Source organism: Catellatospora sp. KI3 (assembly GCF_029948125.1).
GTDB lineage: Bacteria > Actinomycetota > Actinomycetes > Mycobacteriales > Micromonosporaceae > Catellatospora.
On record NZ_JASAMB010000043.1, the window covers coordinates 1 to 15,746 of the forward strand.

At 69.3% G+C, this 15,746-nt stretch carries 12 protein-coding genes; 10 read left to right on the forward strand and 2 right to left on the reverse strand.

Features of this window, described 5'->3' with window-relative positions:
• The 7 genes from QEZ54_RS35025 to QEZ54_RS35055 all read left to right on the forward strand — a co-directional run.
• A partial coding sequence (locus tag QEZ54_RS35025) for a non-reducing end alpha-L-arabinofuranosidase family hydrolase (RefSeq protein WP_281309081.1) occupies positions 1-1,446 on the forward strand: 1,446 nt, incomplete at its 5' end.
• A gap of 339 nt (positions 1,447-1,785) precedes the next feature.
• Positions 1,786-4,473: a ricin-type beta-trefoil lectin domain protein gene (locus QEZ54_RS35030; protein ID WP_281309082.1), complete on the forward strand. Its 2,688-nt coding sequence runs from the start codon at positions 1,786-1,788 to the stop codon at positions 4,471-4,473.
• A gap of 161 nt (positions 4,474-4,634) precedes the next feature.
• A complete protein-coding gene (locus QEZ54_RS35035) occupies positions 4,635-5,897 on the forward strand; it encodes an extracellular solute-binding protein (protein WP_281309083.1) in 1,263 nt (420 codons plus the stop codon).
• 3 nt (positions 5,898-5,900) lie between these two features.
• Complete coding sequence (locus QEZ54_RS35040) at positions 5,901-6,863, forward strand: sugar ABC transporter permease (protein ID WP_281309084.1); 963 nt, start codon at positions 5,901-5,903, stop codon at positions 6,861-6,863.
• Complete coding sequence (locus QEZ54_RS35045; protein WP_281309085.1) at positions 6,863-7,690, forward strand: carbohydrate ABC transporter permease; 828 nt, start codon at positions 6,863-6,865, stop codon at positions 7,688-7,690. Before QEZ54_RS35040 ends, QEZ54_RS35045 begins: the two co-directional genes overlap by 1 nt.
• Before the next feature lies 1 nt (position 7,691).
• Complete coding sequence (locus tag QEZ54_RS35050; protein ID WP_281309086.1) at positions 7,692-8,837, forward strand: mandelate racemase/muconate lactonizing enzyme family protein; 1,146 nt, start codon at positions 7,692-7,694, stop codon at positions 8,835-8,837.
• 266 nt (positions 8,838-9,103) lie between these two features.
• The gene (locus QEZ54_RS35055) at positions 9,104-9,877 is read left to right on the forward strand and encodes an FCD domain-containing protein (RefSeq protein WP_281309087.1); all 774 of its coding nucleotides are present in this window, start codon (positions 9,104-9,106) and stop codon (positions 9,875-9,877) included.
• Positions 9,878-9,944: 67 nt separating this feature from the next.
• Here QEZ54_RS35055 and QEZ54_RS35060 read toward each other — a convergent pair whose 3' ends face one another.
• The gene (locus tag QEZ54_RS35060) at positions 9,945-10,838 is read right to left on the reverse strand and encodes an amidohydrolase family protein (RefSeq protein WP_281309088.1); all 894 of its coding nucleotides are present in this window, start codon (positions 10,836-10,838) and stop codon (positions 9,945-9,947) included.
• Between the two features lie 172 nt (positions 10,839-11,010).
• Here QEZ54_RS35060 and QEZ54_RS35065 point away from each other — a divergent pair, with 172 nt between their 5' ends.
• The 3 genes from QEZ54_RS35065 to QEZ54_RS35075 all read left to right on the forward strand — a co-directional run bounded on the left by QEZ54_RS35065 (position 11,011) and on the right by QEZ54_RS35075 (position 13,179).
• Complete coding sequence (locus tag QEZ54_RS35065) at positions 11,011-12,033, forward strand: alcohol dehydrogenase catalytic domain-containing protein (RefSeq protein ID WP_281309089.1); 1,023 nt, start codon at positions 11,011-11,013, stop codon at positions 12,031-12,033.
• Between the two features lie 8 nt (positions 12,034-12,041).
• On the forward strand, positions 12,042-12,797 hold the full coding sequence (locus tag QEZ54_RS35070; RefSeq protein ID WP_281309090.1) for an SDR family oxidoreductase: 756 nt from the start codon (positions 12,042-12,044) through the stop codon (positions 12,795-12,797).
• A 64-nt stretch (positions 12,798-12,861) separates the two neighbouring features.
• Entirely contained in the window at positions 12,862-13,179 is a 318-nt protein-coding gene (locus QEZ54_RS35075; protein WP_281309091.1) for an L-rhamnose mutarotase, read from the forward strand.
• A 137-nt stretch (positions 13,180-13,316) separates the two neighbouring features.
• Here QEZ54_RS35075 and QEZ54_RS35080 read toward each other — a convergent pair whose 3' ends face one another.
• Positions 13,317-15,725 (reverse strand): ricin-type beta-trefoil lectin domain protein, encoded by a 2,409-nt coding sequence (locus QEZ54_RS35080; protein ID WP_281309092.1) that lies wholly within the window; start codon positions 15,723-15,725, stop codon positions 13,317-13,319.
• Between the last annotated feature and the right edge of the window lie 21 nt (positions 15,726-15,746).

Consider the following 15,746-nt stretch of genomic DNA (forward strand, 5'->3'; position numbering starts at 1 on the left):
GACGGTGGCGGCAGCAAGAAGTCCGCCTACACCTCGGTGCTGAACGCCCTCAACGCGGTCAACCCGACCACCTCGCCGTCCGTGAACCCGACACCGGGCGGCTCGGGCACGATCGTCGGGGTGCAGTCGGGCCGGTGCGTGGACGTGCCGAACGCGTCGCAGACCAACGGCACCCGGGTGCAGCTCTACGACTGCAACGGCCAGACGAATCAGCGGTGGACCTACACCGCCGGCAAGGCGCTCAACGTCTACGGCAACAAGTGCCTCGACGCGAACGCGCAGGGCACCGCGAACGGCACCGCGGTGATCATCTGGGACTGCAACGGCCAGTCGAACCAGCAGTGGAACGTCAACGCCAACGGCACCATCAGCGGCGTCCAGTCCGGGCGGTGCCTGGACGTGTGGGGCACCGGCAACGGGCAGCAGATCCAGCTGTACGACTGCCACGGCCAGACCAACCAGCAGTGGCGCACCTCGTTCGGTTCCCCGTCCTCGCCGTCGCCGTCCGCGTCGCCCACGTCCTCGCCGACCCCGGGCGGCTGCGCCCTTCCGTCGACCTACCGCTGGTCGTCGACCGGCGCGCTGGCCAACCCGCAGAACGGCTGGGTCTCGGTCAAGGACTTCACCAACGTGGTCTACAACGGCAAGCACCTGGTCTACGCGTCCAACGTCAACAGCGGCGGATCGTACGGCTCGATGAACTTCAGCCTGTTCACGAACTGGTCCGACATGGCCTCGGCCGGCCAGACCGGGATGAGCCAGGGCACCGTGGCGCCGACGCTGCTCTACTTCGCCCCGAAGAACATCTGGGTGCTCGCGTACCAGTGGGGAGGGACCTCGTTCAGCTACAAGACGTCGACCGACCCGACCAACGCCAACGGCTGGTCGGCCGCGCAGACGCTGTCCACCGCCAGCCTTCCCGACGCCCCGTACGGCGTGATCGACCAGACCCTCATCGGCGACGACCAGAACATGTACCTGTTCTTCGCCGGGGACAACGGCAAGATCTACCGGTCGACCATGCCGCTCGGGAACTTCCCGGGCAGCTTCGGCTCCAGCTACACGACGATCATGACCGACTCGACCAACAACCTGTTCGAAGGCGTCGAGGTCTACAAGGTCCAGGGCCAGAACCAGTACCTGATGATCGTCGAGGCGATCGGCAGCCAGGGTCGCTACTTCCGTTCGTTCACGTCCAGCAGCCTGAGCGGGTCGTGGACGCCGCAGGCCGCCAGCGAGAGCAACCCCTTCGCCGGCAAGGCCAACAGCGGCGCGGGCTGGACCAACGACATCAGCCACGGTGACCTGGTCCGCAACAACCCCGACCAGACCAAGACCGTCGACGCGTGCAACTTGCAGTTCCTCTACCAGGGTAAGAATCCCAGCGCGGGGGGTGACTACAACCTGCTGCCGTGGCGGCCGGGTGTACTGACCCTGCAGCGCTGAGGGCCTGGCTCGGGCCACCCTTCATCGCCGGGCGTGTCCGGTGCCGGACGGCACTGGACACGCCCTTTCTCGACGTTGGCGAACTCCGACACATTGACATGTGACATCATACGTCATTAATGTTAGCGGTCACACGAGATTCCTGCGCCCGGGCAGTTCGGCTCGCACCGCCGCGCTGCGTGGCGAAGGACAAGGCCGGACGTCCACGGCATACGCCGACGGAGTTCGCGTCATCAGGGCCACGGACCTCCGCGATCACGGCGGCCGGCCGCAGGCACGACATCGCACTCTTCGGGCAGTCGCGTGCGCCTGCGCGCTGCGGCGATCGAAAGGAAGAACATGAAGGCAGCTCTATCGACCCTCGCGCGATCAGCGGTGGCCGTCGCCGTCCTCGTCTCCGCGGCGTTGGCGGGCAACCTCGCCCACCAGGTTCCAGCCTCGGCGGCGACGCAGGCGACGTACTACATCGCTCCCACCGGCAACGACGCCAACCCCGGAACCGTCACCTCACCGTTGCAGACCCTGCAGCGCGCGCGAGACCTGGTCCGCACGGTCAACGGCAACATGACCGGCGACATCTACGTGTACCTTCGCGGCGGAATCTACCCGCTGAGCGGCACCGTCGAGTTCGGGGCGGGGGACTCCGGCACCAACGGCTACCGGATCGTCTACGCCGCGTACCCCGGCGAGACACCGGTTCTCGAGGCCGGGGTCCGGGTGACCGGATGGACCCAGCACAGCGGCAACATCTGGAAAGCCCCGCTCGACCGCGCCAACAAGCTGCGCGCGCTCTACGTCAACGACAAGCGCGCGTACATGGCCGCCAAGACCATCTCCTCGGCGGGGTGCTACGGGACGTACAACATCACCGCCGGGCAGGCGGCGTGGGCCTGGGAGTCCGGATCGCAGTGCGACGGCGCCCGGTACAGCACGACGGACTTCCCGGCGATCAGCCGGAACCAGGACGACCTCGAGATCGAGACCGGCACGACCTGGACCACCGCGATCGTGGGGGTCCGCCAGGTGACGACCGACGGCACCAGCCGGGTGGCGCTGTTCCAGCAGCCCGGTGCCGCCATCGCCCAGGGCGCGTTCAACGGCAACGCCCAGGTGGGCGGCTCACACAAGGTGATGAACGCGTACGAGTTCCTGGACTCGCCGGGGGAGTTCTACTTCGACAAGGGCAGCCGGACCCTGTACTACTACAAGGGCAGCTCGGAGAACATGGCGACCGCGGCGGTCTTCGCGCCGAACAACGTGACCACGGCGCTGCGCATCGCCGGCGGCTCCACCGCAAGCCACGCCCGCAACATCACTTTCTCCGGCCTCACGGTGGAGCACTCCGACTGGAACCTCTTCAACGTCGCGGGCTCGGCGTTCAAGCAGGCGCAGCAGGGCAATCTGGGCGCCACCGCGTACGCCAAGGGCAACTTCCACGTCTACTACTACCGCAACGTCGACGTCACCCCGGGCATCATCGACGTCGAGAACGCCGACGGCATCGTGCTGCAGCGCAACCGCGTCCAGCACACCGGTGCCGACGGCATCAGCCTGGTGAACGACGTGCAGAACACGCAGCTGGTGGGCAATCAGACCAACGACATCGCCGGGTCGGCCATCGACGTGGGGCATCCGCAGCACGTCTACATCGGGGACTACACGTCGACCAACCGCGAGAAGTACCCCGTCCAGGTCGAGGGCCTGCCCCGGAACATCGAGATCAAGAACAATCTCCTCTACGACAGCGCCGTGCTGTTCAACGGGCACAGCCCCATCTCGGCCTACTTCGTCGACACGCTCACGGTGCAGCACAACCGCATCGAGAAGGCGCCCTGGTCGGGCATCACGATGGGGTGGGGGTGGTGGAACTTCGACGGCTCAGCCGGTTCGATCGCGCCGAACCGACCGACGACGACGGCGCGCAACAACAACATCAGCTACAACCACTTCGTCGACACCGTCCAGCGCCTCAGCGACACGGCCCCGATCTACACCCTGGGCAGCCAGCCCGGAACCGTCATCAGCAACAACTACCTCCAGGGCGTCCCGGCCGGGCACAAGTACGGGCTGCACCCGGACGAGGGCTCCGCGTACCTCACCTTCCGGGACAACGTCCTGAGCGTGGACAAGAACGTCACCTGGCTCATCAACTCGGACGACTTCGGGCGCAAGCACGATCTGAGCATCACGCAGACGTACGGCCCGATCAACAAGGTCTCGAACAAGAGCCTGCCGAGCAGCACCGTCCAGGACATCCTGGTCTCGTCGGACTACGTCTGGCCGGCGGCCGCGTACAGCATCGCGGTGAACTCCGGGCTCGAGGACGCCTACCGGAGCATCCTCGCGCAGGCCGGCCTCTCGCCTGACTACGCGCTTCCGGCCAGCACCTTCGTCGGCAGCACCGGCTCCGCCATCCCGATCCGCAGCGTCGGCGACGCCACCCGGTCGATCTGGCTGGCGCCCTCGGGCACGACCACCTTCGTCGCCGGCGCGACGATGACCCGCGCCGACGGCACCGCCACGTCGATCGCCGTGCCCGCGTCCGCGGGCGAGTACCGGCTGTACGTCCTGGACGCGCAGGGCGCCCGGTCCGCGGAGTCGAAGTCCGTCGTCCGGCGCGACGGCGGCGGCGGTCAGCAGAACGTCCAGCTCGTGGGCGGACAGTCGGGCCGCTGCGTCGACGTGCCCGGCAGCTCCACCGCCAACGGCACCCAGCTGCAGCTGTGGGACTGCCACGGCGGCACCAACCAGCGGTGGACCTACACCGGCGGCAAGCAGCTGACCGTGTACGGCAACAAGTGCCTCGACGCCTCCGGATCCGGTACGGCCAACGGCACCGCGGTCGTCATCTGGGACTGCAACGGGCAGACCAACCAGCAGTGGAACGTCAACGCCAACGGCACCGTCTCCAGCGTCCAGTCGGGGCTGTGCATCGACGCCACCGGCGCGGCCACCGCCAACGGCACGAAGATCGTGCTCTGGTCGTGCAACGGCGGCACGAACCAGCAGTGGACTCTGCGCAACTGACCAGGATCGACGGCCCGGCTCCGGCGTCACCACGCCGAGCCGGGCCGTTCCATTGTGCTCATCAGAGTGTTGATCGAACGTTGACATCACACATCATATGACTTAGCTTTGCTCCATTCAGCGCGGGCCGCGTCGGCCCCTTCCCCAAGAAGTGAGCATTCATGAAGCAGCGAGCACTGTGGTCGGTGGCCGTGGCGGCGACGCTGGCCCTGACCGGCTGCGGCAGCGCCACGGGCACAAGCTCCTCCGACGGCACGAGCGGCAGACTCGTGGTGTGGGACTGGAAGTCCGGTGACAAGACCGCGACCGCGTACGTCGAGAAGGCCAAGGCCGACTTCGCCAAGAAGCACCCAGGCGTGACCGTCGAGTTCGTCGCCCAGCCGTTCGACCAGTACTACACGCTCCTGGGCGCGGCGATCCAGGCCGGCAAGGGTCCGGACGTCATGATGTTCAACGGCGGCGGCCAGATCCGCGACCGCGTCGACGCCCTCGTGCCCATCGACGGGTTCGTCGCGCCGGACAAGCAGCGCCTCACCGGCTGGGACGCCTTCACCAAGGGCGGCAAGGTCTACGGCGCCCCCGTCACACTGCAGGGCTACCCCATCTACTTCAACAAGACGCTGTACCGCAAGGCCGGACTCGACCCGCAGCGCCCCGCCGCCACCTGGGCCGGGTTCGCCGCCGACTGCGCCGCCATCACCAAGGCCACCGGCGCCAGCTGCTTCGCCCTTGGCAACAAGGAGGGCGTCGGCATCCAGTTCTTCCTGTCGGCGTTCGGCTCGGGCATCCTCACCCCGCAGGAGTACGACAGCTGGGTCGCCGGGCAGCGCGACTGGACGTCGCCGCACGTCAAGCAGGTCTTCCAGCTCTGGAAGGACGTCAGCGACCGCGGCCTGAACAGCAAGGGCGCCAACTCCACCACCATGTTCACCGACGCCTTCGGCATCTTCCAGTCGGGCAAGGCCACCAACATCATCGGCCTGATGTCCGACATCGGGCACTGGAAGGACTTCAACGAGTTCCTCGGGCCCGACAACGTCGGCGTCATGAAGTCACCGGTCATCACCGAGGGCACCACGCCCAGCCTGCCGTTCGACGGCGGCGTCGGCTACGCCGTCGCCAAGTGGACCAAGGACCCGGCCCTGGCCGCCGACCTCGTCCGCTCGCTGACCTCCACCGAGCCGCTCACCAGCTTCTACGCCGACGCCGGGGCGGTGGTCTCCGACACCACCGTGCAGACCTCCGACGGCGGCGCGGCGATCAGCGCCATCGTGGCCGACCTCAAGACCGGCAAGCCGGCCCTGCACGTCGCCCTGTCGTCGAAGACCATCGAGCTGATGGGGCGGCTGTCCCAGCAGATCCTCGAGGGTACGGTCAGCGTCGACGACGCGCTCAAGCAGCTCGGCGAATCGGACCGGAGCTGACCTGTGCGGCTCGGTGATCCTCCGCCGCTGTCGGCCCGCCCCGCCCCGCTGGGGCGGGCCGATGGAGCCGGACACGCGCGTGGCAAGACCCGGCGGGCCGGTCCGCTGTCCGGCGAGCGCCTGTCCCCGTTCGTGCTGATGGCCCCCGCCGTCCTGGTCATCGTGCTGTTCCGGCTGTGGCCGCTGCTGCTGGGCGTGAACTTCTCGCTGACCGGCGACGGCGACCGCAACGGCGTCGCCGTCGGCCTGGACAACTACGTCGAGCTGTTCGCCGACCCGCTGTTCCTCGGCTCGCTGCGCAACGTCGGATGGCTGGTGCTGCTGCTGCCCGTCGCGGTGGCGATCCCCGGCCTCCTGGCCACCTTCATCCATCTGCGGGTGCCGGGCCACCGGTTCCACCGCAGCGTCTACTTCTTCCCCGCGGTGCTCTCACCCGTCATCGTCGGCTCGATCTTCAACCTCCTGCTGGCGTTCGACGGCCCGCTCAACCGGGTCCTCGGGGTGCTGGGGCTGGGTCCGGTCGACTGGCTCGGCGACTCGCACGTCGCGATGTTCACCGTGGTCGGGGTGCACGTATGGGCCACCTTCGGTATGGCCCTGGTGGTCTTCCTGTCCGGGTTCGCGACCCTCGACCCGGCGCTGCTGGACGCCGCCCGCTCCGACGGCGCGACGCTGGCGCAGGTGATCCGCCATGTCATCGTGCCGGGACTGTCCCGCACCATCCAGTTCGTCTCCGTGACCACCATGATCGGGATGCTGACCTCCATGTTCGGCCTGATCTACGTGATGACCAGCGGAGGTCCGGGCGGGTCGACATACCTGCCCGAGTACTACATCTGGATCCAGCAGGGGCAGATGAACCGCCCGGCCTTCGCCTCGGCCGCCTCGACCGTGCTGTTCCTGGTCATGCTCATCGTGGGGCTCGCCCAGGTGAGCTTCCTGCGACGTACCGGAAGGGAGGACTGATGCGAGGCGCTCGGATCAGCCGGTGGCTCATCGCGGCCCCCATGGCACTGCTCGCACTCGCGACGATCTACCCGCTCCTCTTCACCGCCAACGCCGCGATGAAGACGCGCCGCGACTACGTGCTCGACCGGTTCTCCCTGGCCGACACGCTGCGCTGGGACAACGTGGCGACGGCCTGGACCGGCGCCGGCACGGCACGCTACTTCCTCAACTCCGTCATCGCGGTGAGCGGCGCGGTGGCCCTGCTGCTGCTGTTCGGCTCGATGGCCGGGTTCGCGCTGAGTCATCTGCGCTTCCGCGGCTCGCGGGCGCTGCTGCTGGGCTGCCTGGCCGCGCTGTTCGTGCCGTTCCAGGTGATCATGGTGCCGCTGGTGCGCACCATGGCAGACACCGGACTGGTCGACACCTACCCCGGACTCGTCCTGGCCTACGTCGCGCAGTTCCTACCCTTCACCGTCTACCTGATGGCCAGCTACTACAGCGCCATTCCGGCCGAGCTCGTCGACGCCGCCCGCATCGACGGCAACACCACCTACGGCGTCTATCTCAGGATCATGCTGCCGCTGGGGCGGCCGGCGCTGCTGTCGGTCGGGCTGCTCAACGCCCTGTTCTGCTGGAACGACGTGCTCATCGCGCTGCTGATGATGCCCTCAGCCGAACACCGGACCCTCATGGTCGGGGTGACGTCGCTGCGAGGGCAGTACTCGGCCGACATTCCCACGTTCGCCTCCGGAGTGCTGATCGCCGCGTTGCCCGTACTGGCGGTCTACCTGTTCTTCCAGCGCCGGATCGCCGACGCTGTCACCGCCGGTTCCACGAAAGGCTGACATGCGCATCACTGGGTATCGCGCCCTGACCACCGTGCAGGACTGGGGCCGCCCCGTCGGCGACGCCAACGGTGTCTTCGCCGACGGGCTCACCGAGGTGCCCATCGTGCTGGTGACCACCGACGAGGGCATCACCGGCGTCGGCATGGGTTCGCACGTGCAGCTCGAGGCCGTGTTCGCGGCGATCGAAGGCGAGGACCCGCGCGGCGTGACGGCCCTGTACGACCGCATGCAGCGGCAGACGTTCAAAGCCGGACACAGCGGGGCGGTCTCCGGCACCATCGGGGCGTTCGACACCGCGTTGTGGGACATCAAGGCCCAGGCGGCGGGGGAGCCGCTGTGGCGGCTGCTGGGCGGACGCGACCGGACGGTGCCCGCGTACGCCTCCGGCCTGGACATCGGCCTCGACGACGAGCAGCTGGCCGCCGCCTACCGGGACTACGCCGCACGCGGGATGCGCGCGGCCAAGCTCAAGGGCGGGCTGGACGTCGACCGCGACCGGCACCGCCTGGCCCTGGTGCGCGACGTGCTCGCCGACGCCGGTCGGGGCGCGCGCCCGGGCCTGATGCTGGACGCGAACGAGTGCTGGAATCGCAAGCAGGCTGTTCGCTACGTCAGCGAGCTCGAACGGACGCTGGACCTGATCTGGGTGGAGGAGCCGGTTCGCCGCTGGGATGCCGAGGGACTGGCGGCGGTGGGCCGGGGGGTGCGGGCGGCGGTGGCGGCGGGGGAGAACCTGAGCGGCCTGGAGCAGTTCCGCGGCCTGCTGGACGCCGGCGCACTGGACGTCGTGCAGACGGCCTCGGTGTGGGGGGTGACGCACTTCCTGCGGGTCGCCGCGCTGGCGCATGCCCATGACCTGCCGGTGAGCCCGATCGGCACCCACCCGGTCGGTCTGATGCACGCCGCGACGTCGGTGCCCAATCACCTGTCCACCGAGTTGCAGATCATCCAGCCGCCGATCGGTGTGGCGATCGACGTGGCGGTCGAGGGCGGGGCCTTCGTGCTGGGGGACAGCCCGGGCCTGGGCATCGTCGTGGACGAGGAGGCCGTCGCCGCCTGCTCGGCCAGGCCCGGCACGGTGCCGTACGACGGTCCGGGGGTGCGGCCGGAGGAAGCCGGGCGGCGCATGCCGGTGGCGGCCTGACCGCGAGCCCGCGCAGGTGCCACGGGGGTACCTGCACGCCCCATCACCTGGTCATGCGTATGCGTGCGAGGCCGATGGCTCCTCGTAACGCTTTTGTGGGAGAATTCTCGCGCTCCACCAGTGAGCCAGGCATCCGGTGACGTATGACATCTCACCTGTCGCGCTATCGTGGCTTACCATACCGTGGCGGGCGCCGACCGGGCGTCCGGCGATCACTCAGTCGGGAGGGCGCGTTGGCGCGGCAGGTTGCGGCTGGTCCGTTGGGCATGCTCCATGCCGCATCCGCTGACGTGGACGCGCCCCGCGCGCGGGGCACCAAGCTGGGCATCAACGTGGTTCAGCAGATCGTCAACGACATCGTGCGGGGCGCGCTGCCCCCCGGGTCCACCCTGTCGCCGGAGAACGAACTCTGCGACCAGTTCGGCGTCAGCCGTACGGTGATCCGCGAGTCGGTCAAGGTGGTGCAGGAGAAGGGCCTGGTCCGCATCGAGCACGGTCGGGGCACCCAGGTCACCGACCCGCGCCAGTGGAACCTGCTCGACGACGTGGTGCTCACGGCCATCATCGCCCACGACGCGAACCTGTCGTTCCTCGATGAGCTGGTCGCCACCCGCACCGCCCTCGAAGCGGACATGGCCGCCGCGGCGGCGGGTTCGCACACTCCCGAGGACCGGCTGCGCATCAGCGCGGCGATGGAGCTCATGCGCTCCAAGATCGACAACGTGCCGGAGTTCGCCGCCGCCGACGCGCACTTCCACGACATGGTGATGGCCGCCTCCCGCAACCGGCTCGGGCGCGCCATCGTGAACAGCATCCACGACAAAGCGCGCGGCAGCATGCGCTACCACGGGGAGTACAACGAGGCCGTCATGGCGCGCACGCTGGCCGAGCACCAGGCTGTGCACGACGCGATCCTGGCCGGGGACGCGCCCGGCGCAGCGGCGGCCATGCGCTCGCACATCGTCGGCTCCTGGAACCGCCGCCGCCCCAACGTGGACGCCGAACTGCCCGCGTCCCCTGCCCGCAAGCGGGCACGCTGACCGTGCGGCGACCGGCGGCCGGGGCGCGGTCCCGGCCGCCTGTGCAAGCGCCGCCGGGACCCGGCTGTCATCGGAGGGCGGCTGCCAGCCGCTGCGCGTCGAGGCCGTAGACGCGTGCGGCGGTGGCCGACAGGATGTCGTCCCAGCCGGGGTCGTCGAGGTTCGGCAGGCTCCGCCGCACGATGTCCAGGGTCCGGCCGTAGGGCTCGTGGAGCAGGCAGATCGGCCAGTCCCCGCCGTACATGAGCCGCCGGGGACCGAACAGTTCCACCGCCGCACCGATGAACCCGCCGAGCCGGGCGAGCCCGGCCCGGTCGGGCTCGCGCCGCAGGTACAGGCCCGACAGCTTGGCGTAGACCCGGGGGCGGGCGGCCAGCGCCTCGACATCGCGCAGCCACTGCTCCGCCCGCAAGGCGCCGCCCTGCGCCAGCGGCGGCGCGCCCAGATGGTCGAGCACCAGGTGAAGGTCGGGATGCCGGCGGGCCACCTCGACGGCGACGGCCATCGCCTCTGGCCGGGCCGCCACGAAGTCGAACGGCACCCCGGCCTGCTCCAGTAGGCCGAGCCCGGCGTCCGCCTCGGCACTAAGGATCCACTGCGGGTCGGGTTGCTCGTGGATGAGGTTGCGCACCCCCACGAAGAGCGGATTCGCCGTCAGCCGCGCCAGTCTCGCCGCCGCGCGGGCCGGCTGGTCCAGGGGCACCCACCCCACGACGCCGACCACCTGCCGGTGCGCCTGGGCGGTTTCGAGCATGAGGTCGGTGTCGAAGTCGGCATCGGCCGACTGCACCAGCACGACCCCCGCGACGCCGTGCCTGGCGAGGTCGGGGAGCAGTTCGGCGAGCGTCATGGCCCGGTCCAGCGGAGACAGCTCCGGGGTGAGCCAGGGGTACCGACCCCGCGACGGATTCCACACGTGGGTATGCGAGTCGATGATCTTGGCGTTGCTCGTGTCCTGCATGGACGAACTCCTGGATGACGCTCGGTGGAGCCGCCGGCGTGGCGGCGGGCATCGCTATGGAGGGACGACCTTGTCGGTGAGATAAACATATGATGTCATACGTATCGCTCCTGACTGTACCGGCTGCCCGGCAGTCGAGCCAGCCTCCAAGCCCAGCTCTGAAAGGGAAGTCATGCAGCAGGCCAGATACGAGGGCTCCGGACGCATCAGCGTGGTGGACGTGCCCGTACCACCCCCGGCGGCAGGAGAGGTGCAGCTCGACGTGGGCTACACCGGCATCTGCGGCACCGACCTGCACATCCTGCACGGCGCCATGGACCACCGGGTCGCCGTCCCCGCCGTCATCGGCCACGAGATGTCGGGCACCGTCGCCCGGCTCGGTGAAGGGGTGCGCGGCTGGTCTGTCGGCGCGCCGGTCACGGTCCTTCCCGTAATGTCCTGCCTGGACTGTGCCACCTGCCGCGCCGGATACGGCAACGTCTGCCCCGACCTCACCTTCATCGGCATCGACAGCCCTGGGTCCATGCAGCAGCGCTGGAACGTGCCCGTCCGAGCGCTGGTCGGCCTGCCCGACGGCCTGGACCCGGCCCACGGCGCGCTGGCCGAGCCGACGGCGGTCGCCGTACACGACGTGCGGCGCAGCGGACTCGTCGGCGGGGAGCGCGCCGTCGTGGTCGGCGGTGGTCCCATCGGCCTGCTCATCGGCGTGGTCGCTCGCCGCACCGGCGCCGAGGTGCTGGTCCTGGAGCCCGATGCGCTGCGGCGGACGACCGCCGACCGGCTCGGCTTCGCCACCATGGATCCCTCGCCGGACCACACGGCCGATGCCGTCCGCGACTGGAGCGGCGGCCAGGGCGCGTCCGTCGCCTTCGAGGTCTCGGGCGCGGCGGCCGGAGTGACCGCCGCCGTGGAGGCCCTGGCGCCGCGGGGAAGGCTCGTCATGGTCGCGATCCACCCCGCGCCCAGAAGCGTCGACCTGCACCGCTTCTTCTGGCGCGAGCTGACGATGCTGGGCGCCCGGCTCTACAGCCGGGAAGACATGCAGACCGCGGTCGCGCTGGTCGCCTCCGGCCAGGTCCCCGCCGCCGACCTGATCACCCGGGTCGATCCGCTGCGGCACGCCCATGACGCTTTCGCCGCACTCGAATCGGGCACGGGAATGATGAAGATCCTCATCGACTGCGGAGCGCGATGATGAAGGCGATGTTCGAGCTGACCGGGAGACTCGCCGTCGTCACCGGCGCCCGGCGCGGTATCGGGTTGGCCATCGCCGAGGCGCTGGCCGCGGCCGGAGCCGACATCGTCGCCGTCAGCGCCCAGCTGGAGTCCGAAGGCAGCGAGGTGTTCGGCCGGGTGACGCGGCACGGTCGGCACTGCGAAGTGCGGGCCGCCGACTTCACCGACCGCGCGGCGGTCGCCGACCTGGCCGCAGAGCTGACGCGGCGGCACCGGCCCGTCGACATCCTCATCAACAACGCCGGGACCATCGCCCGCGCTCCGGCCGCCGTACACAGCGACGAGGACTGGGACCGCGTCCTGGCGGTGGACCTGACCGCCCAGTTCATCCTGGCGCGTGAGGTGGGCCGGTCCATGCTGGCCCGCGGCACCGGGAAGATCGTCTTCACCGCCTCGCTGCTCAGCTTCCAGGGCGGCATCACCGTGCCGGGTTACGCCGCGGCGAAGTCCGGCGTTGCCGGACTCACCCGGGCGCTGGCCAACGAGTGGGCACCGTACGGCGTGAACGTCAACGCCATCGTGCCCGGCTACATCGCCACCGACAACAACCAGGCCCTGCGCGACGATCCCGACCGCAACGCGGCGATCCTCGAACGCATCCCCGCCGGACGGTGGGGCACGCCGGCCGATCTCGCGGGCGTGGCGGTGTTCCTCGCCTCGGCGGCGTCCGACTACGTGCACGGCACCCTCGTCCCGGTCGACGGCGGCTGGCTGAGCCGCTGACCGTGCGACAGTCCCGCACGCCGTCGGGGGCGGCGGCTGAACCACTACGCAGACAGGAGTAACCATGCAGGTCATCGGCTTGCACACCCGACTCCGTCCCGGTCTGGAGCAGACCTACGAACGGATCCACGCGAAGCTGGCACCGGAGCACGAGCAGGCGCTGCGAGACAGCGGCGTGCGGTCATGGCACATCTGGCGGGACGGACTCGACCTCTTCCATACCGTCGTCTGCGAGGACTGGGCGGGCATGGAGGCCGCCATGGGCAGCCTGGAACTGACGCACAGGTGGCACGACATCATCCACCCGATGCTCGACCTGGCCGTTTCCCAGCGGGGGCCGCTTCCGCTGGTCTGGCAACTGCCGGCACACACCTCGACCTGATCCGAGCCGATCGGGGGGCCTTCGGCGACGTGTGCCGAGAAGGTCGGGTCCGCTGGGGCGGGACGGACGTTCTGCCCCAGCGGACCCTCATCGGTCGGTCGCGAACGTGCCCGGTTCGGGCCGACCGGGTCAGGGGTTCAGCCTCGGCTCCACTTCTGGTCGGTGCCGCCGGTGCAGGCCGCCAGGATGACCGGCGTGCTGTTGGCGGTCCCGCCCCCGTTGGGGGCCAGGCAGAGGCCGGACTGGACACCGGTGACGGTGCCGTTGGTGTTGACGTTCCACTGCTGGTTGGTGCCGCCGTTGCAGTCCCAGATGATCACCTTGGTGCCGGGGCTGGTGCCCTGGGCGTTGGCGTCCAGGCACTTGCCGCCGTAGACCTGCAGCTGCTTACCCGAGGTGTACGTCCACTGCTGGTTGGCGCCGCTGTTGCAGTCCCACAGGGTCACCTGCGTGCCGTTGGTCTGGGACTGGCCGGGCACGTCCAGGCACCTGCCGGAGTTCGTGTTGAGCACCGGGCTGGTGCTGCCGGCCGGGCCGCCCACCACGGACAGGTTGTCGAACTGCGCGGTCTGGCCCTGGCTCGTGCCGAACCCGACCTGGCCGGTGCCGAAGGTGGCGTCGGTGGCGGTGCCCACCGTCGTGCCGTCGATGGCGGCGGTGATGGTGCCGTTGGCGAAGCCGAGGGAGAGGCTGTGCCAGCGGTTGGTGCCCAGCGCCGCCACCGAGCCGCTACGCAGGGTGGCCAGCTGGCCGCTGGTGCTGTTGCGCAGGATCGACCAGGAGCCGGTGTCGGTGACGCGCAGGAAGTAGGCGTTGTAGTTGCCGATGGGGTCCAGGTTCGTCGCCCCGACATGGCCTTCCAGCTGGGCGTAGCCGGACCGTTCGAGCATGACGTCGGCGGAGGCGGTGTAGTTGCCCCAGTTCAGGTTCCCGCCGTACGTCGCGGGGTCGGCGAGGGTCTTCCAGGTGATCGGGGCCTGCTGGGACATCTGGCGCAGGCACATGCTCGCCCGTCCGCCGCCGCAGGCGACCACCTCGAAGGCGCCCTGCATGTCCTGCAGGTACTTCGGCATCCGGCCGCTGGCGTAGCCGTCGAAACTGTCGCTGTACGGCAGGCCCAGCGAGCCCTGGGCGGGGCTCGTCGCGGTGCCCTTGCCCTGCCCGGTGGTCGTGGTGATGCTGTACAGGTAGCCGGGCTGGACCGTCAGCGAGAACGCGCCGCCCGACGGGGTGATGTCGCTGGTGTGCGCGAAGAAGTCGTTGCTGTTGTTCGAGTTCAGGTTCGTCGCCCAGACGTGCACCTGGCCGGTGGACAGGCCCCCGGTGACGTTGAAGTTGAGCTGCTGGGCGCTCGTGGCGTCCATGGTCTCGATGATCGTGCTGTAGTCGCTGTTGTTCGGCGACTTCAGCGACACGTAGCTGCCGTTGCTGCGGTTGCCGCCGAGGTAGCCGCTGGAGGAGTCGAGGTACTTCCAGCCCGGCGCGGTGAACTGGGTCGTGTGCGCCAGGGCCCAGGTGTTCTTGCCCACCGAGTACCAGCCGGACCACGGCTGGTTGGCCAGGATGAGGCCGACCGTCGCCCACGGGAGGTTCGGGGTGACCGCGGCGATCAGGTCCCAGTTGAGGTAGGCGACCATCCTGCCGTCGATGTAGCCGCGGTTGATGCCGCGCGCCAGCGGCTTGGCGCCGTCGTTGTAGTCCTGCGAGCCGCCCTCGCTGTTCCAGAGCGTCTTACCGGTGCCCGTGGCGGTCGACGACACCGTGCACGTGCTCTGCGCGCTGAGGTAGCCGCACGGGTAGTGCCCGCTGAGCACGTCGATGCTGTTGCGGAGGGTGGAGTTGCTCGCGACCGCGTTGGCCGGGCCCCAGCTGCCGGGGTAGTCGTCCCCGAAAATGATCTTCACGTCGCTGTAGCCGTTGCTGTTGAGCGCGTTGCGCAGGTTGATGGTCCACGTCGCGTCGGTGCGCTTCTCGTTCTGCGCGGCGGTGATGTAGTCCATGGTCAGGTTGTGCTGCCGGGCGCAGCCGAGCCAGTCCAGGAAATAGGTGATCATGTCCTGGGACATGAAGTTTCCGTTGCCGATCCAGCCCGGAGCGCCCCACGGCAGTGCGGCCAACCTGATGCCGGGGTTGCGGGCCTTGGCCTGCTCCATGATCCACCACTCGTAGCCGCGGTTGCAGTCGAGGTCCCCGCGGATGTGTTCGTGACTCGGTTCGGAGCCGCTGGTCGAGTTGGTGTCGCCGCCCATCTCGACCTTGAGGATCTGCAGGGAGGCGCCGTAGCCCGGCTTGAACAGGTAGTCCAGGATCTGGCCGCGCTGCGGCTCCGGGTAGTCGATGAGCAGCCGGCTGTTGCCGCCTCCGCCGCTGACGGCGCCCACCCCGTCGAATGCCTGTCCGCCGGATGAACCGTTGACGGTGATCGACGTGGCCGCCTGGGCCGGGCCCCCGGTCACCGCCACCAGGCCGATGGTCGCCAGGGCGGCCGCGACGGCCAGGGCCGCCACCCGCCGTGACCGGTGCGGAATTCGTCTGGTTCCGAACATGGAACGTTCCCTTCGGGTATC

Coding starts and splice junctions, on each gene's coding strand:
- QEZ54_RS35030 (WP_281309082.1), top strand. CDS start 1,786: ATGAAGGCAGCTCTATCGACCCTCGCGCGATCAGCGGTGGCCGTCGCC.
- QEZ54_RS35035 (WP_281309083.1), top strand. CDS start 4,635: ATGAAGCAGCGAGCACTGTGGTCGGTGGCCGTGGCGGCGACGCTGGCC.
- QEZ54_RS35045 (WP_281309085.1), top strand. CDS start 6,863: ATGCGAGGCGCTCGGATCAGCCGGTGGCTCATCGCGGCCCCCATGGCA.
- QEZ54_RS35050 (WP_281309086.1), top strand. CDS start 7,692: ATGCGCATCACTGGGTATCGCGCCCTGACCACCGTGCAGGACTGGGGC.
- QEZ54_RS35055 (WP_281309087.1), top strand. CDS start 9,104: ATGCTCCATGCCGCATCCGCTGACGTGGACGCGCCCCGCGCGCGGGGC.
- QEZ54_RS35060 (WP_281309088.1), bottom strand. CDS start 10,838: ATGCAGGACACGAGCAACGCCAAGATCATCGACTCGCATACCCACGTG.
- QEZ54_RS35065 (WP_281309089.1), top strand. CDS start 11,011: ATGCAGCAGGCCAGATACGAGGGCTCCGGACGCATCAGCGTGGTGGAC.
- QEZ54_RS35070 (WP_281309090.1), top strand. CDS start 12,042: ATGTTCGAGCTGACCGGGAGACTCGCCGTCGTCACCGGCGCCCGGCGC.
- QEZ54_RS35075 (WP_281309091.1), top strand. CDS start 12,862: ATGCAGGTCATCGGCTTGCACACCCGACTCCGTCCCGGTCTGGAGCAG.
- QEZ54_RS35080 (WP_281309092.1), bottom strand. CDS start 15,725: ATGTTCGGAACCAGACGAATTCCGCACCGGTCACGGCGGGTGGCGGCC.